15 protein-coding genes are annotated in these 14,176 nt (G+C 65.6%); 1 reads left to right on the top strand and 14 read right to left on the bottom strand.

Annotated elements, in window-relative coordinates; all coding sequences use genetic code 11:
- Window positions 1–23: 23 nt before the first annotated feature.
- From paaH to ACIPZC_RS05705, 12 genes are all read right to left on the bottom strand, one after another.
- Window positions 24–1,544, bottom strand: a complete 1,521-nt coding sequence (gene paaH, locus ACIPZC_RS05760) for a 3-hydroxyacyl-CoA dehydrogenase PaaH (RefSeq protein WP_400625494.1) — start codon at window positions 1,542–1,544, stop codon at window positions 24–26.
- Window positions 1,545–1,698: 154 nt separating this feature from the next.
- Window positions 1,699–2,811, bottom strand: a complete 1,113-nt coding sequence (locus ACIPZC_RS05755; RefSeq protein WP_400625492.1) for a CaiB/BaiF CoA transferase family protein — start codon at window positions 2,809–2,811, stop codon at window positions 1,699–1,701.
- A gap of 7 nt (window positions 2,812–2,818) precedes the next feature.
- Window positions 2,819–3,466 carry a 3-hydroxyacyl-CoA dehydrogenase family protein gene (locus tag ACIPZC_RS05750; protein ID WP_400625490.1) on the bottom strand — a complete coding sequence of 216 codons (648 nt, stop codon included), beginning with the start codon at window positions 3,464–3,466 and terminating at the stop codon, window positions 2,819–2,821.
- A gap of 3 nt (window positions 3,467–3,469) precedes the next feature.
- A complete protein-coding gene (locus tag ACIPZC_RS05745) occupies window positions 3,470–4,342 on the bottom strand; it encodes a 3-hydroxyacyl-CoA dehydrogenase family protein (protein ID WP_400625488.1) in 873 nt (290 codons plus the stop codon).
- 26 nt (window positions 4,343–4,368) lie between these two features.
- A complete protein-coding gene (locus tag ACIPZC_RS05740; protein ID WP_400625486.1) occupies window positions 4,369–5,535 on the bottom strand; it encodes an acyl-CoA dehydrogenase family protein in 1,167 nt (388 codons plus the stop codon).
- 12 nt (window positions 5,536–5,547) lie between these two features.
- Window positions 5,548–6,291, bottom strand: a complete 744-nt coding sequence (locus ACIPZC_RS05735) for an SDR family NAD(P)-dependent oxidoreductase (protein WP_400625484.1) — start codon at window positions 6,289–6,291, stop codon at window positions 5,548–5,550.
- A 1-nt stretch (window position 6,292) separates the two neighbouring features.
- On the bottom strand, window positions 6,293–7,060 hold the full coding sequence (locus tag ACIPZC_RS05730; RefSeq protein WP_400625482.1) for an enoyl-CoA hydratase/isomerase family protein: 768 nt from the start codon (window positions 7,058–7,060) through the stop codon (window positions 6,293–6,295).
- A gap of 55 nt (window positions 7,061–7,115) precedes the next feature.
- Window positions 7,116–7,895 (bottom strand): enoyl-CoA hydratase-related protein, encoded by a 780-nt coding sequence (locus ACIPZC_RS05725; protein ID WP_400625480.1) that lies wholly within the window; start codon window positions 7,893–7,895, stop codon window positions 7,116–7,118.
- 16 nt (window positions 7,896–7,911) lie between these two features.
- Entirely contained in the window at window positions 7,912–9,135 is a 1,224-nt protein-coding gene (locus ACIPZC_RS05720) for a CaiB/BaiF CoA transferase family protein (RefSeq protein WP_400625478.1), read from the bottom strand.
- A gap of 171 nt (window positions 9,136–9,306) precedes the next feature.
- Window positions 9,307–10,536, bottom strand: a complete 1,230-nt coding sequence (locus tag ACIPZC_RS05715) for a multidrug effflux MFS transporter (protein ID WP_400625476.1) — start codon at window positions 10,534–10,536, stop codon at window positions 9,307–9,309.
- Window positions 10,533–11,096, bottom strand: coding sequence for a DUF2889 domain-containing protein (locus ACIPZC_RS05710; RefSeq protein ID WP_400625474.1), 564 nt, complete (start codon window positions 11,094–11,096; stop codon window positions 10,533–10,535). The genes ACIPZC_RS05715 and ACIPZC_RS05710 overlap by 4 nt, the downstream gene beginning before the upstream one ends.
- Before the next feature lie 163 nt (window positions 11,097–11,259).
- Entirely contained in the window at window positions 11,260–11,814 is a 555-nt protein-coding gene (locus ACIPZC_RS05705; RefSeq protein WP_400625472.1) for a carboxymuconolactone decarboxylase family protein, read from the bottom strand.
- A gap of 132 nt (window positions 11,815–11,946) precedes the next feature.
- Here ACIPZC_RS05705 and ACIPZC_RS05700 point away from each other — a divergent pair, with 132 nt between their 5' ends.
- Window positions 11,947–12,759 carry an enoyl-CoA hydratase/isomerase family protein gene (locus ACIPZC_RS05700; RefSeq protein WP_400625470.1) on the top strand — a complete coding sequence of 271 codons (813 nt, stop codon included), beginning with the start codon at window positions 11,947–11,949 and terminating at the stop codon, window positions 12,757–12,759.
- Between the two features lie 117 nt (window positions 12,760–12,876).
- Here the strand turns inward: ACIPZC_RS05700 and ACIPZC_RS05695 are convergent, their stop codons facing one another.
- Window positions 12,877–13,656, bottom strand: coding sequence for an SDR family oxidoreductase (locus ACIPZC_RS05695; protein WP_400625469.1), 780 nt, complete (start codon window positions 13,654–13,656; stop codon window positions 12,877–12,879).
- A 34-nt stretch (window positions 13,657–13,690) separates the two neighbouring features.
- Window positions 13,691–14,155 carry a MaoC/PaaZ C-terminal domain-containing protein gene (locus ACIPZC_RS05690; protein ID WP_400625467.1) on the bottom strand — a complete coding sequence of 155 codons (465 nt, stop codon included), beginning with the start codon at window positions 14,153–14,155 and terminating at the stop codon, window positions 13,691–13,693.
- Between the last annotated feature and the right edge of the window lie 21 nt (window positions 14,156–14,176).

Here is a 14,176-nt window from a genome sequence, read left to right as displayed (position 1 = left end):
TATGGCCGCATCACGCCTGTGGCTCAGCGGTCCAGCAGGCGGCGTTGAGTGATGGCATGGCGGCGCAACAGCGCCGATGGCCGGTAACGGTCATCGCCGTAGTGCTCTTGCAGCATGCTCAGCACATGCAGCACCAGGCGCACGCCGATGCTGTCGGCCCAGGCCAGCGGGCCGCGCGGGTAATTGGTGCCGTAGCGCATGGCGCGATCGACATCGGTCGCGCTCGCAACCCCTTGCATCACGGCATCGGCACCCTCATTGGCAAGCATGGCCACGGTACGCATGACCACCAGTGCGGGGGTGTCGTCGATCGCCGAGACCTGCCAGCCAAGTGATTGAAACAGGCCGGCAGCCACGTACAGGGCCGATTCATCGGCCTGATCGGCCTTGCCCAGCGCCAGCCGGCCGGGTTTGGCGTAATCCAGCGCGAGATCGAACAGCACCAGGTCCTGCAGATCTTCCTCGGCCGCGCGCACGGTGGCGCTGCGGCCGTCGGTGAGTGCCAGGGTGGCGCCGGGCAGGCGTATCACGCCAGCCCCGCAGGCTTGCTCGCAGACGATTCCGGCGCCCTGCAAAGCCCCTATCAGCGCCTGCGCCGGGCCCAGATTCCCTTCGATGCGCACCCGTTGGGGCGCCTGCGTCGGTTTGATAGAGGCTGCTTCGGCGCTTTCGGCACCTTCGCGGTAGTCGTAGAAGCCCTGGCCGCTCTTGCGCCCGAGGCGCCCGGCAGCGACCAGTTCTTGCTGAATCAGTGAAGGGCGAAAGCGTGGGTCATGGGCATAGGCATCGAACACCGAGCGGGTGACCGCTGCGTTCACGTCCTGGCCGATCAGGTCGGTCAACTCGAAGGGCCCCATGCGGAACCCTCCGCCCTCGCGCAGCAGCGCATCGAGGGTGGCGACATCGGCCACCCCCTCTTCGAGCAGGCGTAAGCCTTCGGCATAGAACGGGCGTGCCACTCGGTTGACGATGAAGCCAGGGGTCGAACGGGCCAGCACCGGTTGCTTGCCCCACGCCTCGGCGGTGGCATGGAGGGTCTGCCGAGTGGCCTGCGAGGTGGCCAGGCCAGAAACGATTTCGACCAGTGCCATCACCGGTGCAGGATTGAAGAAGTGCAGTCCGGCCAGCCGCTCGGGGTGCATCAGGCCAGCTGCGATGGTGGTGACCGAGATCGAAGAGGTGTTGGTGGCCAGCAGCGTTCGTGGCGGCACCAGCGCCTCCAGTTGAGCGAACAACGCACGCTTGGCCGCAAGGTCCTCGACGATGGCCTCGACCACCAGACCGGCGTCGGCAAGGTCTGCCAACTGCTCGACGACCTGTAGGCGTTCACTGATCTGCGCCGCCTGCTCACGGCCCATGCGGCCTTTTTCCACGCGTTTGCCCAGTGCCGCCAGCAACTGCTGACGGGCTGCGGCCGCGGCGCCTTCGCGCAGGTCATACAACATCACCGAATGACCGGCCTGCGCGGCGACTTGGGCGATACCTGCGCCCATGGCCCCGGCACCGACCACGGCGACCACAACGGATTGTTCGAGCGCTGCCATTTCAAGCTCCTTGTTGCTGGTTCAGCACCGCCTCGCCCGGGTGCCGGCCCCGACGGACCCGCTCCCGTGTGTTGGCGGCGTCGTTAAAGTGCGAAGGACGCCCCCGCAGTCACGCCTTGCCGATGAGTACGCTCAGTGCCCAGCCATGGCGCCTTCAGGGTGTCCGCTCAGGCGGACGCAGGCCTGGCGCGCCGGCGACTGCCGGCGCACTGCGAAACGCGGCCAGGATCGGGGTGGGCAGCGCCGGCATTTGCCGGTCTGCCACCGCCAACTGGCGGTCGAACACGCCACGGGCGTGCAACTGGGCATCGTTCACCGCTTCGTGCAGCGTGGCGACAATGGAGCAGCACACGTCTTCGTTGGCGAAACACTGTTGCCAATGCGCGGCGTCATGGCCGGCAATGCGCTCGGCGACCGCCTGCGTGACCCTTGCGGCGTGGACTCCAGGGGCACGCAGGTCGGTCGGGAGCTCGATAAGGTCGCAGAAGCGCGACCAGAAACGCTCTTCCAGCGGCGCGGCAGCGAGAAACCGGCCGTCGCGGGTACGATAGAGGTGGTAGCGCGGCGAGCCGCCAGTCACGGTGGCATCGCTCATGCCAGGCCATTGCCCGCAGGCGAAACCATTGCCCAGGCCCCAGTAGAGGAAGGGCAGCAGGTTCTCGGCCATGGCGATGTCCAGGTGGCAGCCCTGGCCGCTGCTCTGGCGGCGCAGCAATGCCAGCAGGATGTTGATCACCGCCGGGTACGCCCCCCCTGCGATGTCTGCGGCCAGCAGCGGTGGCAGTACCGGTTCGCCAGCGGCGCTGCCGGTCAGGCCCAGCACACCGCTTTCGGCCATGTAGTTGAGGTCGTGACCGGCACGCTGCGCTTTGGGGCCGTTCTGCCCCCAGCCGCTGATCGAGCAGTAGATCAGGCGTGGGTTGAGTTCACGCAGCGTCGTGTAACCTAGCCCCAGACGCTGCATCACGCCGGGGCGGAACTGCTCGATCAGAACATCGGCTTGCTCGATCAGCGGGGTCAGCCTGGCCAGTGCGTCGTCCGCCTTGAGGTCGATGGCCAGGGCGTGCTTACCCCGGTTGAGCAGCGCGAAGTTGATACTGTCGGCGCCCACCTTCGGTTCGTAGTGGCGCATCTCCTCGCCGTCGGGCCGTTCGATTTTCAGCACTTTGGCCCCAGCCTCGGCCAGCAACAGGCTGGCACACGGGCCGGGTAACAGCGTGCTGAAATCCAACACCCGCAGCGCGTCGAGCGGCGGTAGCAGGCCCATGGGCGCCTCAGCCTGCATCACGGGCACGGGCCACCCGCGCCCGCCGCGCCGGTGCATAAGCGGCATCCCCCAGGGCGTGGTAGAGCGCTTCGCTCACCGCGCAGTGGTCGGCCAGGCCGGTACGCTCCAGGCGTTCGATCGGTCCCTCCGGATAGCCCAAGCCAAGGCGCAACGTCAGGTCCAGGTCGTCGGCGCTGGCCAGGCCGGCATCCAGGCGCGACAACGCCACGTTGTAGTACGGCCGCACCAGGCGGTCGACGATGCGCCCAGGGAAATCCCCGCACACTGCCGTGCGCAGGCCGTGTTCGCTAAATAATGCGCGGGCCGCTGCAATGGCCTGCGGCGGTGTGGCCGGCTGGCGAACGATCTCGACCAACGCGGTGGGTTCAGCCTGGCCCAAGCGGTAGCGGGCAAAACCGAGGACATGGCTGCCCTCGTTGCCGCGCGACTCGCCGGTGTGCTGGCCCAGGCACTCGCAGCCCAGTTCGATCAGGATCAATCGGTAGCGCTCAGGCTCGGACAGCGCGCGGTAAGCCTCGCCGGCATCGGCGCCAATGATCAACAGGATCTCGCCGCCATCGCTGGCCTGTTCCAGCAGCGTGTGGGGGGTAGGGAAAGAACGGCTTTCGCCGGCTTGCAGAAGGCTATGGGCCATGGCTCAGCTCCCGAATATCTGGCTGGAGGAATAGTCGTGGAAACCGCGCTGCGTCTTACGCCCCAGACGTTTGGCTGCCACCATTCGCCGCAGCAACGGCGGGCAGGCCGCACGCGGCTCGTGGGTGATGCCGTGCAGCGCCTCGCAGAGCAGCACCTGGGTGTCGAGGCCGACCAGGTCGAGCAGCTCCATAGGCCCCATGGCGTAGCCCAGCGCACCCTTGATCGCTTCGTCGATGTCGGCCGGCTCGGCCACGCCTTGCTCGACCAGGCGGATGGCATCGTTGTTGAACGGCACCAGAAAGCAATTGAGGATGAAGCCGGGTTGGTCCTGGGTTTTCACCGGGCGCTGGCCCATCTGCTCGCAGATCGCCCAGGCACGCTCGAACACGTCGGCACGGGTATTGATCCCCGGGGACATTTCGACCAGCTTCATCAGCTGTGCCGGCAAGCAGAAGTGCATGCCGACGAAGCGGTCCTCGCGACCGGATACGGCCGCGATCTCGGTAATCGACAGGGTCGAGGTGTTGGAGGCGAAGAGGGTTTGCGGTGAACATACCGCGTCGAGCGACTGGAACAGCTTGGCCTTGACCGCCAGGTCCTCGAACACCGCCTCGATCACCAGGCCGCAATCGGCGACTTGCTCGGGGCGGGTAGCCAGGCTGACGCGGGCCATGATCGCATCGACCTGCTGCTCGGTGAGTTTGCCGCGCGCCACCGACTTGGCGAAGAACGCGGCCATCTGTTCGCGGGCCTGCTCAAGGCGGCCGGCATCCACGTCATAGAGCACGGTCGGGAAACCGCCGCGTGCGGCGACAATGGCGATGCCGGTGCCCATGGTGCCGCAGCCGGCAACGGCGATGGAAAGATTGGACATGTTGCCTCCTGAATTAGCGTCGGCGCTCAGCGCTCGATGAAACTGCGGCCGATGATTTGCCGATGAATCTGGTTGGTGCCTTCCCAGATCTGGGTGATCTTGGCGTCCCGCATGAGCCGCTCGACGCGGTACTCCTTGCAGTAGCCGTAACCGCCATGCAGTTGGATAGCCTCGGTGGTCATGCGCATGGCCAGGTCGGTGGCGCGCAGCTTCAGCGTCGAGGCCTCGACGCCGATGTCGTTCACCCCGCTGTCGACCAGCCGCGCCACATGCAGCAGCCAGGCGTCGCACAGGGCCAGCTCCGAGGCGAGGTCGGCGAGCAGGAACTGGATGCCCTGGAATTCGACGATGCGCTTGCCGGACTGACGACGACCGTTGATGTAGGCCACGGCGTCGTCGAACGCGGCGTGGGCGATGCCCAGCGCATGCGCGGCGACACTTGGGCGCGACTTGTTGAGCGAAGCCAGCAGCATCGGCAGGCCTTCGCCGGGGCCGCGAATGAGGTTGCGCCGAGGCACCCGGCACTCATCGAAATTCAGCGTGGCGGTGCTCGAGGCGCGGTGCCCGAGCTTGTCTTCCAGCCGCGCCACGCTGAGCCCGGGCGTGCCTTTCTCGACGATCAGGCAGGAGATGGCCTTGCGCGGGTCCGGCTCGTCCGCCCATTTGGCGAACACCAGGTAAAGGTCGGCGACGTCGCCGTTGGTGATGAAGGTTTTGGCGCCACTGAGGATCAGATCGTCGCCGTCTTCGCGAATGCTGGTCCGCATGCCGGTGGCGTCGGAGCCCGCGTCCGGCTCGGTGATCACCAGCGCTGCCAGGCCACCTTCGGCGATGCGTGGCAGCAGGCGATCTTTCTGTTCCTCGCTGCCGAACTCGATCAGCGGCTTCATCGCATGGTAATTGGTCGCCCAGATGATCCCGGTACTGGCACAGGCGGCGCTGATCTCGCGCACGCAGGCCAGGTACACCCGGTAGGATAGCCCCGCGCCACCGTAAGCCTCGGGGATGAACATGGCGTTGAGGCCGAGGGCGTTGATGCCCTCGATGTTGGCCCAGGGGAATGCCTTGCTTTCATCGAAGTGCGCCGCACGCGGGGCGATCTGCTCGCGGGCGAAATGCTTCACCGAGTCCAGCAGCAGCGCCTCGTCTTCAGGCAGATCGAAGTGCTGGTCCAATCGTTCGATCAGGTTCATTGTCTGCATCTCCTAGAGCGCCATGCCCTGGCCGCCATCGAGGTAGAGGGTTTCGCCGGTGAGGTAGGGCAGCGGTTCGGCGAACAGCAGGCCGATCAGGTTGGCCACCTCCTGTGCCTGGGCCGGACCGCCGACCGGAATGCGTGAGGCGAGGTAGTCACGGGTCTTCTCGGCGTGGAGGAAGTCGCGGTTCAGGTCGGTTTCGATGTAGCCGGGCGCCACGGTCAGCACACGGATCTGCTTCGCCGCCCACTCCACTGCCAGGCAGCGGCCGATGGCTGCGGTGGCTGCCTTGGAGGCGGCGTAGGCGGCGTTGCGGCGCACGCCGAGCTTGTCGAAGAACGAGCCCATGTTGACGATCAGCCCTCCGCCAGCGCGCTCCAGGTAGGGATAGGCCTGCTGGCACACGGCGAAGGTGGCACTGGCGTTGGTCAGCAGCACCTCGTCGAACTCCGTCAGCGCCTGGTGTTTCGCCGGGCCCTCCTTGTGAATGCCAGCGTTGTTGATCAGGCCGGTAATCGGCCCAGCTTCGGCGTGAAAGCGTTCCAGGGCGGCAGCGATGGACGCGCCATCGCGCACGTCGCCCTGAAGCAGCACCAGGCGCTCGCGCAACGGGGCGGGCACGCTCAGCGACTCCGGGCCAAGGCCGCTGCGCGAAACGCAGCCGACACGGTGGCCTCGGCGAGCCAACTCCAGCGCCACGACCGCACCGATGCCCCGGCTGGCGCCGGTCAGAAAAATGTTGTGTGGCGTCATCTCAACGGTCCTTGAAGGTCGGCGTGCGTTTGTCGACGAAGGCGCGCATGCCCTCCTCGGCGTCAGCGGTGCGGTAGGCCAGGGTCGACAGGTCGGCCTCGATGCGCAGGCCCTCGCTCAGCGGCGTGGACAGTGCGCGTTGTACCGCCTCGCGGGCAAAGCCCAAGGCCATGAGGCTGTAAGTGCTGAACTGATCAGCGAAGGCGCTGGCGGCAGCCACCACGTCGCCGTCGCTGAGTCGGTTGACCAGACCGATGTGCAGGGCTTCCTCGGCTTTCACCGTGCGTCCGCTGAGGATCAGCTCCAGCGCCCGCGCTTCGCCGATCAGCCGTGGCAGGCGCTGGGTGCCGCCGTAGCCAGGAATCAGCCCGAGCTTGACCTCGGGCAGGCCCAGGCGCGCACGTGGGCCGGCTACGCGGAAGGTGCAGGCCAAAGCCAGTTCCAGCCCGCCGCCAAAGGCAAAGCCGTCGATAGCGGCAATGGACGGTACTGGAAAGCGGTCAAGACGGGCGAAGATCGCCTGGCCCAGTTCAGCACCGCGTTTCTGCTCGGCCAGCGGGCGGTCCATCAGCTCCTTGATGTCGGCACCGGCGCAGAACGCCTTGTCGCCAGCACCGGTTATGATCAACGCACGGATGTCCCATTGGGCGGCGTCGTCCAGCGCGGCGCCGATTTCACCGATGATGGCGAAGCTCAGCGCATTGAGCGCTTCGGGACGGTTCAGGGTCAGGTAGGCGTAGGCGCCTTCCCGGGTCAGTCTGACGGTCATGGATAAGCCTCTTGTTGTGCTGGCCGGCTCCGTTGGAACCGGCGCCCTGCAGGCGTCAGTGGCCGAAGCGCCCGGCGTCGGGTTTGCGCTTTTCAGCGAAGGATTGCTTCAGCTCGTGGGCTTCTTCGGTGTCGAGGTAGGGGCGCAGCAGCAGGTCGTGGGACACCCGCGCCAAGCCGGCAACGCCGTTGTGCCGGGCAGTAAAGGCCGCCTTGAGCGAGGCCAGGGCGAAAGCGCCCCGCTCGGCGATGGTCAATGCCATCTCGCGGGTCGCCGCTTCCAGCTCATCGTCGGGCACTACGCGGTTGATCAGGCCGTACTCCAGTGCTTGGCGAGCGCTGAGCTTGTCGTTGAGAAACCACATTTCCTTGGCCCGGCGCTTGCCCACCAGGTCTTCCAGGTACCAGGTGCCATAGCCGGCATCGAAGCTGCCGACCATCGGTCCGACTTGGCGGAACACCGCGCTTTCCTTGGCGATTGCCAGGTCGCAGACCACCTGCAGCACGTTGCCGCCGCCCACTGCGTAACCATTGACGCTGGCAATCACCGGTTTTTGCAGGCGTTCGATGGCGTCGTACATTTCCAGCGTCGGTAGTACGCCAGCGTACAAATGAGTCTGTTCGAGGCCGTCCTTGGTGCCGCCGGCGCAGAAGAAACGGTCGCCCGCGCCAGTGATGACCAGCACCCGGGTGCGGGTCTCGCAGCGCACTGCCTCGATGCAATCGCGAATCTCCAGGCACATGGTCTTGTTGAACATGTTGCCGTCTTCCGGGCGATTCAGGGTCAGTGTGCCGATGGGCCCGTCTTCACGGTAAAGGATGGTTTCGTAATGCATGGGTTGCTCCTGACGATCAGATGACGTTGCGTTTACGCAGTTCGGCCAGGCGTTGCTCGTCGTAGCCGAGGCAGCCCTGGAGAATCTGTTCGGTGTGCTCGCCCAGACGTGGCGGCGCGGCGAAGTAGCCGGCGGCTTTGCCGTCGAGGTGAATGCCCAGGCCAACCTGGGGCAGGGCGTGACCGTTACGCGGAATCTGGAAGAACAGCTCTCGCGCCTGAAAGTGCGGGTCTTCGGTGACTTCGTCCACGCGGTAGATCGGCCCGGCCGGCACGCCAGCCTCGGCCAGCAAGCGCAACCACTCGGCGCGCGGCTTGCCCAGCAGGATGGCTTGGATCTGCTCGACGATCTCCTCGCGCCGAGCGCGGCGCTGGGCATTGCTGGCCAACGCCGGGTCGGTGCACAGGTCGGGGCGCTGCAACAGCTCCCAGAAGCGCTGCCAGATGCGGTCACTGCCCAGGCCGAGGGTCATTGGCAGGTCGGCGGTTTCGAAGGTCTGGTAAATGGCGATGACACTGTCACGCCCGCCGCTGCGCCGTGACACCTCGCCCGAGCCCAAGTAGGGGACGATGCGTGGCGAGGTGAAGCGGATCATGCTTTCGCTCAGGGACACGTCCACTACGCAGCCCTGGCCCGTGCCGTGCCGGCGCAGCAGGGCGGCCAGTACACCCATCGCAGCGTCGCTGCCGGCGAGCATGTCGGCGGCCGGGGCGCCGACCTTCTGTGGCTCGGCGTCGGCGGGGCCGGTCAGGTCCATGATGCCGCTGTAGCCTTCAGCGATCAGGTCGTAGCAGGGCAGGCGCGACTTGCTGCCAGACAGGCCGAAGCCGGTGATGCTGGCGACGATCAGCTTTTCGCGGCCCTTGCGCAGGTCTTCCGGGCGCATACCCAGCTTACGCTGGACGTCGGGGGTCTGGTTGGTCACCACCACATCGGCGCTGTCGAGCAGCGCGTCGAGGACCCGCCGGCCTTCGTCATCGGCATAGTTCAGGCAGACACTGTGCTTGTTGCGGTTGACGCTGAGGAACCACAGCGACTCGCCATCGACGAAGGGCGGGCCCCAGTAGCGAGCGTCGTCACCGCTTTGGCGCTCGACCTTTATGACCTGCGCGCCAAAGTCCGAAAGCAGCATGGTTGCGTAGGGGCCGGCGACGGAGGTGGTGAGGTCGACGACGCGAACGCCGTTCAAGATGGCGAAGGCAGGTTCGTGGCGACCTTCAGGCAAGTCATTGGCTAGCATCGGAGGCATCCTTCTTGTTGTTGCCCTTCACAACGCAAGCGCTATGCCATTTTATTTTTTTACAGTTATATCAATAGGTTGGATATTTTAAGCGGCCTTTGGCCCGCCCCCAGCGGCTCTGGCTGTGCGTGCCGCGCACACCGCACAAGCGGGTGTTCGCCACGACAACACTCACAATGGCCGCAGCAGGCGGCGCAGGCCGACGCCGCACACCAGCGCGATGCTACCCATCGCGCAGGTGATCATCGCCAGCGCCAGTGCCGGGTCCAAGAACTGCGCCGCCAGATAGCCACCGATCATGCCGGCGCCCATCTGGATACAGCCCAGTACGGCCGAGGCCGCACCATGGCTGCTGGGGAAGGCATCCAGTGCGGTGACCACCATGGTCGGCATGGTGCAGGCGACGGCTGCGCCACACAGCAGCAGCGGCACGGCCATCAACCACACGTTCGGCTGCAGCCAGAGGAGGGCGACGGCAAGGCTCAGGCAAGAGAGCATCATCAGGGTCAGGCCGATACTGTAGATGCGCCGCACTGACACCCGCCCGACCCAGCGCCGCAGCAGCAGTGAGCAACCCACGAAGGCCAGCGCCTGGAACAGCATGAACAGGCCAAACTGGTAAGGTGCCAACCGCAACTGATCGATCATGACCAGCGGCAGCACCGAGGCCTGTGCGTAGATGGTGCCATTGGTGCCGGCCAGCACCAGCGCGGCCAGCAAAAAACGCGGGGTGGCCAATACCCGCCGATAAGTCCCGGCAATGTGCGCAGGGCTCAATGAACTCGCAGGCAGCGGCCGGGTCTCGCGAAGCATGGTCAGCACGGTCAGCAACACTGTCAGGCCCCACGCCGCCATGACCACGAATACCAGATGCCAGTCGCCCAGCGTGACGATGGCGCCGCCAAGCGTTGGCGACAGCACCGGGCCGGCGGACATGGCGATACCGACCCCGGCCTGGATGCGCACTGCCTGCTCACGGACGAACAGATCGCGAACGATCGCCCGCGACAGGGCGATCCCCACCGCCGAGCCGACCCCTTGCAGCACCCGTGCGGCGATCAGGCTTTCGATGCTTTGCGCCAGCAGTGCCAGGGCACTGCCTGCCAGGTAGATCAGCAGAAAGGCGATAGCCACCGGTTTGCGCCCATAACGGTCGGACAGCGGGCCGCACACGAGCTGGGTGAGGGCGAAACCGGCGAAGAAGCTCGATATCGACAGCTGAACATGGGCCTGATCGGTGGCGAAGTAACGGGTCACTTCGCTGACCGAGGGCAGGTAGATGGTCAGCGAAACCGGCCCCAAAGTGGCGAGCAGGCCGCACAGCAGGCTGACCCGGCGCTCGCTCATCCGGCCTGTAACGGCAGGGCTTGTCGCGTGGCTGCTGCAGGATGGGCTACTCATTCTGGCTCACCCTGCGCGCGATAATGCTCGGGCCACAAGGTGCGCACCACCTCGCGCTGGCTGCTGTAGGCATAGCAGGTATCCATTTGTGGCGGCTTTCCTTGTGCGTCACGTCGTTGATTGCGCCCTTCGTCGAGTGCACGCAACCCCTGCAGGGTGGCGGTGGCCATCGGGATCAGCAGCTCCATCAGGTGTGTACAGCTGCGCGTACCGCGCAAGTGCGCCTTCACGCGCCGCGACCAGCCTGGACCGATCTGCTCGCCAACCAGCACACCCAGACTTGCTTCGGCGCCGCGGCAGATGCTGTAGGGGGTGGCCTCGGCAGCGGCTTCGATGGCACGTATCACGCAGTCATTGCCTACCGTGAAACGCAGCCGCAAGTCATGCAGAGCATCGCCTGCGGCAATCGGCTCGGGATTGAGTGGGCGTTGCAGCGGGAAAGGCTTGCGGTCTTGCAGACGGGCTTCGACATCGAACAGGCCGTCGTCACGGGAATAGACCCGCATATCGATCGCGCGGTGATGGATCTCGCGGCGGCTGGCAGCAGTGGACAGGGGCATAAGCACATTCTCCGGCGTGGCAATCCCTCGCCACGCGCAGAAAGCGTGCCACCGCCTGTAAACCCCCGGCAGCGCCCCTGGCGTACACCGGCCCCGCAAGCGCAGAGGCGAGACTGTGTCTTGTGCGGGCAATCACTGTCGCTGGCGACGACACCCGAAGGGCTCAGGACGGTTCGCGAAACTGCGGATAGAGCTGCACGTAGCCCCGCTCGACCCGTCGCCGCGCATGATCGGCATACACCTCGCGGCTCAGTGGGGTGAAACCCAGGCCTTGAACGAGGCGCTGCATCAAGGCGGCGCGGCCGCTGATGACAATGGCCGCATGCAAGGCCTGCTCGTCCCAGCCAGCGGCCAGCACGGCATCGACATCGGCCTGAACGATGGTGTCGGGCGCCAGGCTGAGCTTGCCGACATAGGCCAGCAGCACGGCAAGCTCTGGCACCACCGGCGCACTGTGCGGGTCTTCCAGCAGCGCCTCGAGCAACCCCGGCTCGATGCCGTGGGCATAGGCTACCTCGGCATGCGCGTGATAGACGAACGTGCAGCCGCAGACGCCTGCTGCATAGGCCAGCAGCAGTTCACGCTGGCCAGGGGTCAACGAGCATTCACCGTTCATCAGCGCCTCGCTCATCTCGGCCCAGGGCCGGTATATCTGCGGGTAGCGTTTGAACAGGTGCGGCGGGCCGGCATCTTCGGGCAGGGATTTGAGAAACGGCATGAGAACTCCTGTGGCGTTCAGTGGTACTGCGAGGCTAGCAATGGATGTGCCTCTGCTTGTCCTTGCGCATACTGGCACGACACTTGCGACAGCGACAGCGACGACGGATAACAACAACATGGGGAGCAAACCATGACCGACCCGCTGGTAACCACATCGCGCATGGGCAGCGTGCTGGTGATTCGCCTGAACAGCCCGGCCACCCGTAATTCGCTGTCCGCTACCTTGCGCCGGCAACTGGGCGAGGCCATTGAATTGGCCGAACAGGATCGCGGTGTACGCGCCGTGTTCCTCACAGGTGAAGGGCCGACGTTCTGCTCCGGTGGCGACTTCAATCAGCTCAAGGCCGAATGCGAACCGTGGCCGGTGCACCGGCGCTTTCGCAATCTGAGCCGCTGGCTGCTACCGCTGATCACCTTGGACAAACCCGTGGTGGTCGGCGTACGCGGTCACGCTGTAGGCGGCGGCATGGGCCTGGCGCTGACCGGTGACGTGGTGATCGCCGGGCGCGGCAGCAAGTTCGTCACGGGCTTCTTCCGCCTCGGCACAGTCCCGGACATTGGCACCATGTACCACCTGCCACGCCTGATCGGCATGGCCCAAGCGAAGAAACTGCTGTTCAGCGGCGCCAGCTTGAGCGCACAGCAAGCCTATGAGCTGGGCATCGTCGCCCAGGTGGTGGATGACGAAGCGGTGGAAGCGGCCGGCCTGGCCGAAGCTGAGCGCTTGGCGCAGGGGCCGGCAGAAGTCATGGGCCTGGCCAAGACCCTGATGGCACGCAGCTTCGAAACCTCGCTGCAGGATATGTTCGCCTTCGAGGGCTTCGGTCAGGTGCTGGCCATGTCCAACCCGGAGTTTCGCGAGGGCCTGGCCGCCGCGATCGACAAGCGCCCGGCAGACTTTGCCGGCGCGGCCGAGTCGGGTGTGCTGCGCCCGCTGGACTGAGGCACTGTGCAAAGCCCTGGCGCCGAGAGGTCGCCGGGGCTTTTTCTGCGTGACCACCCTTGCAAACGCACGAAAAAACGCCGGAGCACTGCCCCGGCGTAGTGGCGGTGCGATGGTTCAGCCGGCCACGTACTTCAACCAGCGGCCGCCGTCGACGATCAGGTTCTCTCCGGTGACATAGCCGGCCAGGTCGCTGGCCAGGTAGACCGCGGCATGGCCGATATCGGCTTTGCCACCGAATCGGCCGAGGGCAGTCTTGCGTGCCTCGCGCTCACCGTTGCCTTTCTCGATGTACATGCGCCGTACGCCTTCGGTATCACCGATGGGGCCTGGGGAGATGGTATTGACGCGGATCTGGTCGTCGCCCCATTCCACTGCCAGTGTGCGCGACAGCGACAGGATGCCACCCTTGGCGGCGGCGGCATGCGCCGCACCGGGCCAACCAGTGACGCCAAGCATGGTGATGATGCTGATGATCGAGCCGCCGTATTGTGAGGCCTTGAGGTGCGGGTAGGCGGCGTGGCAGCCATAGAAGGTGCCGTTCAGGTCGATGTCGAGCACCGTGCGCCAGCCGTTGGGCGACAGTTCAGCGGTGGGGCAGACGAAGTTGCCGGCGGCGTTGTTGACCAGGATATCCAGCGCGCCGAAACGTGCCACGGTGGCGTCTACCGCAGCTTTGACCTGATCATAGTCGCGCACGTCGGTCTGTCGGTACTCAGCGCTGCCGCCCTGGTCGCGAATCACCGCCACGGCGGTCTGCAGGCGGTCTTGCTGGCGCCCGACGAGCATCACCTTGGCGCCAAGACGCGCGTACTGGCTGGCGATTTCCAGGCCGATGCCGCTGCCGCCGCCGGTGATCAGGGCCACACGATCCTTGAGGGTAGTGTTGTCGAACATATCGTGATACTCCGAAAGTGAGGGGCTGTGGCCGTCATGGTTGGCGGCGGCGATAGAGCAGGGTGGCGGTCATTTCCTGGACGACGCTGCCATCGTGCTTGATGCAGCGGCGTGCCAGGGTGACCACGCCACGGTCGGGCTTACTGGTTTCTTTCTTTTCCAGCACGCGCTGGTGCAAGCGGATGGTGTCGCCATGCTTGACCGGCGCGAGCATGCGCCAGGCGTCGATCTGCAGCAGCGCCAGCAGCGTGCCGTCGTTGATCCCGCTGGCGTACTGCAGGCCACCCATGATCGAGTAGACCAGCGGTCCGTGGGCTATCGGCTCACCGAAAGGGGTGTTCTTGCAGTACTCGAAATTGGTGTGCACTTCGTTGAAGTCGCCAGACAGGCAGGCGAAGTTGACGATGTCGGTCTGGGTCACGGTGCGGGCCGGGCTGACGAACTCCTGGCCGACCTCGAAGTCCTCGAAGTAGTGACCGCGCGGTTGCGAGTCGGGCATGCGATACCTCTCGTTGTTGTC

The sequence above is a fragment of the Pseudomonas sp. NPDC089743 genome (assembly GCF_044748785.1).
Classification (GTDB): Bacteria; Pseudomonadota; Gammaproteobacteria; order Pseudomonadales; family Pseudomonadaceae; genus Aquipseudomonas; species Aquipseudomonas putida_X.
Note: the sequence above shows the minus strand (reverse complement) of the source record. Positions and strands in the feature narration are given on the sequence as shown.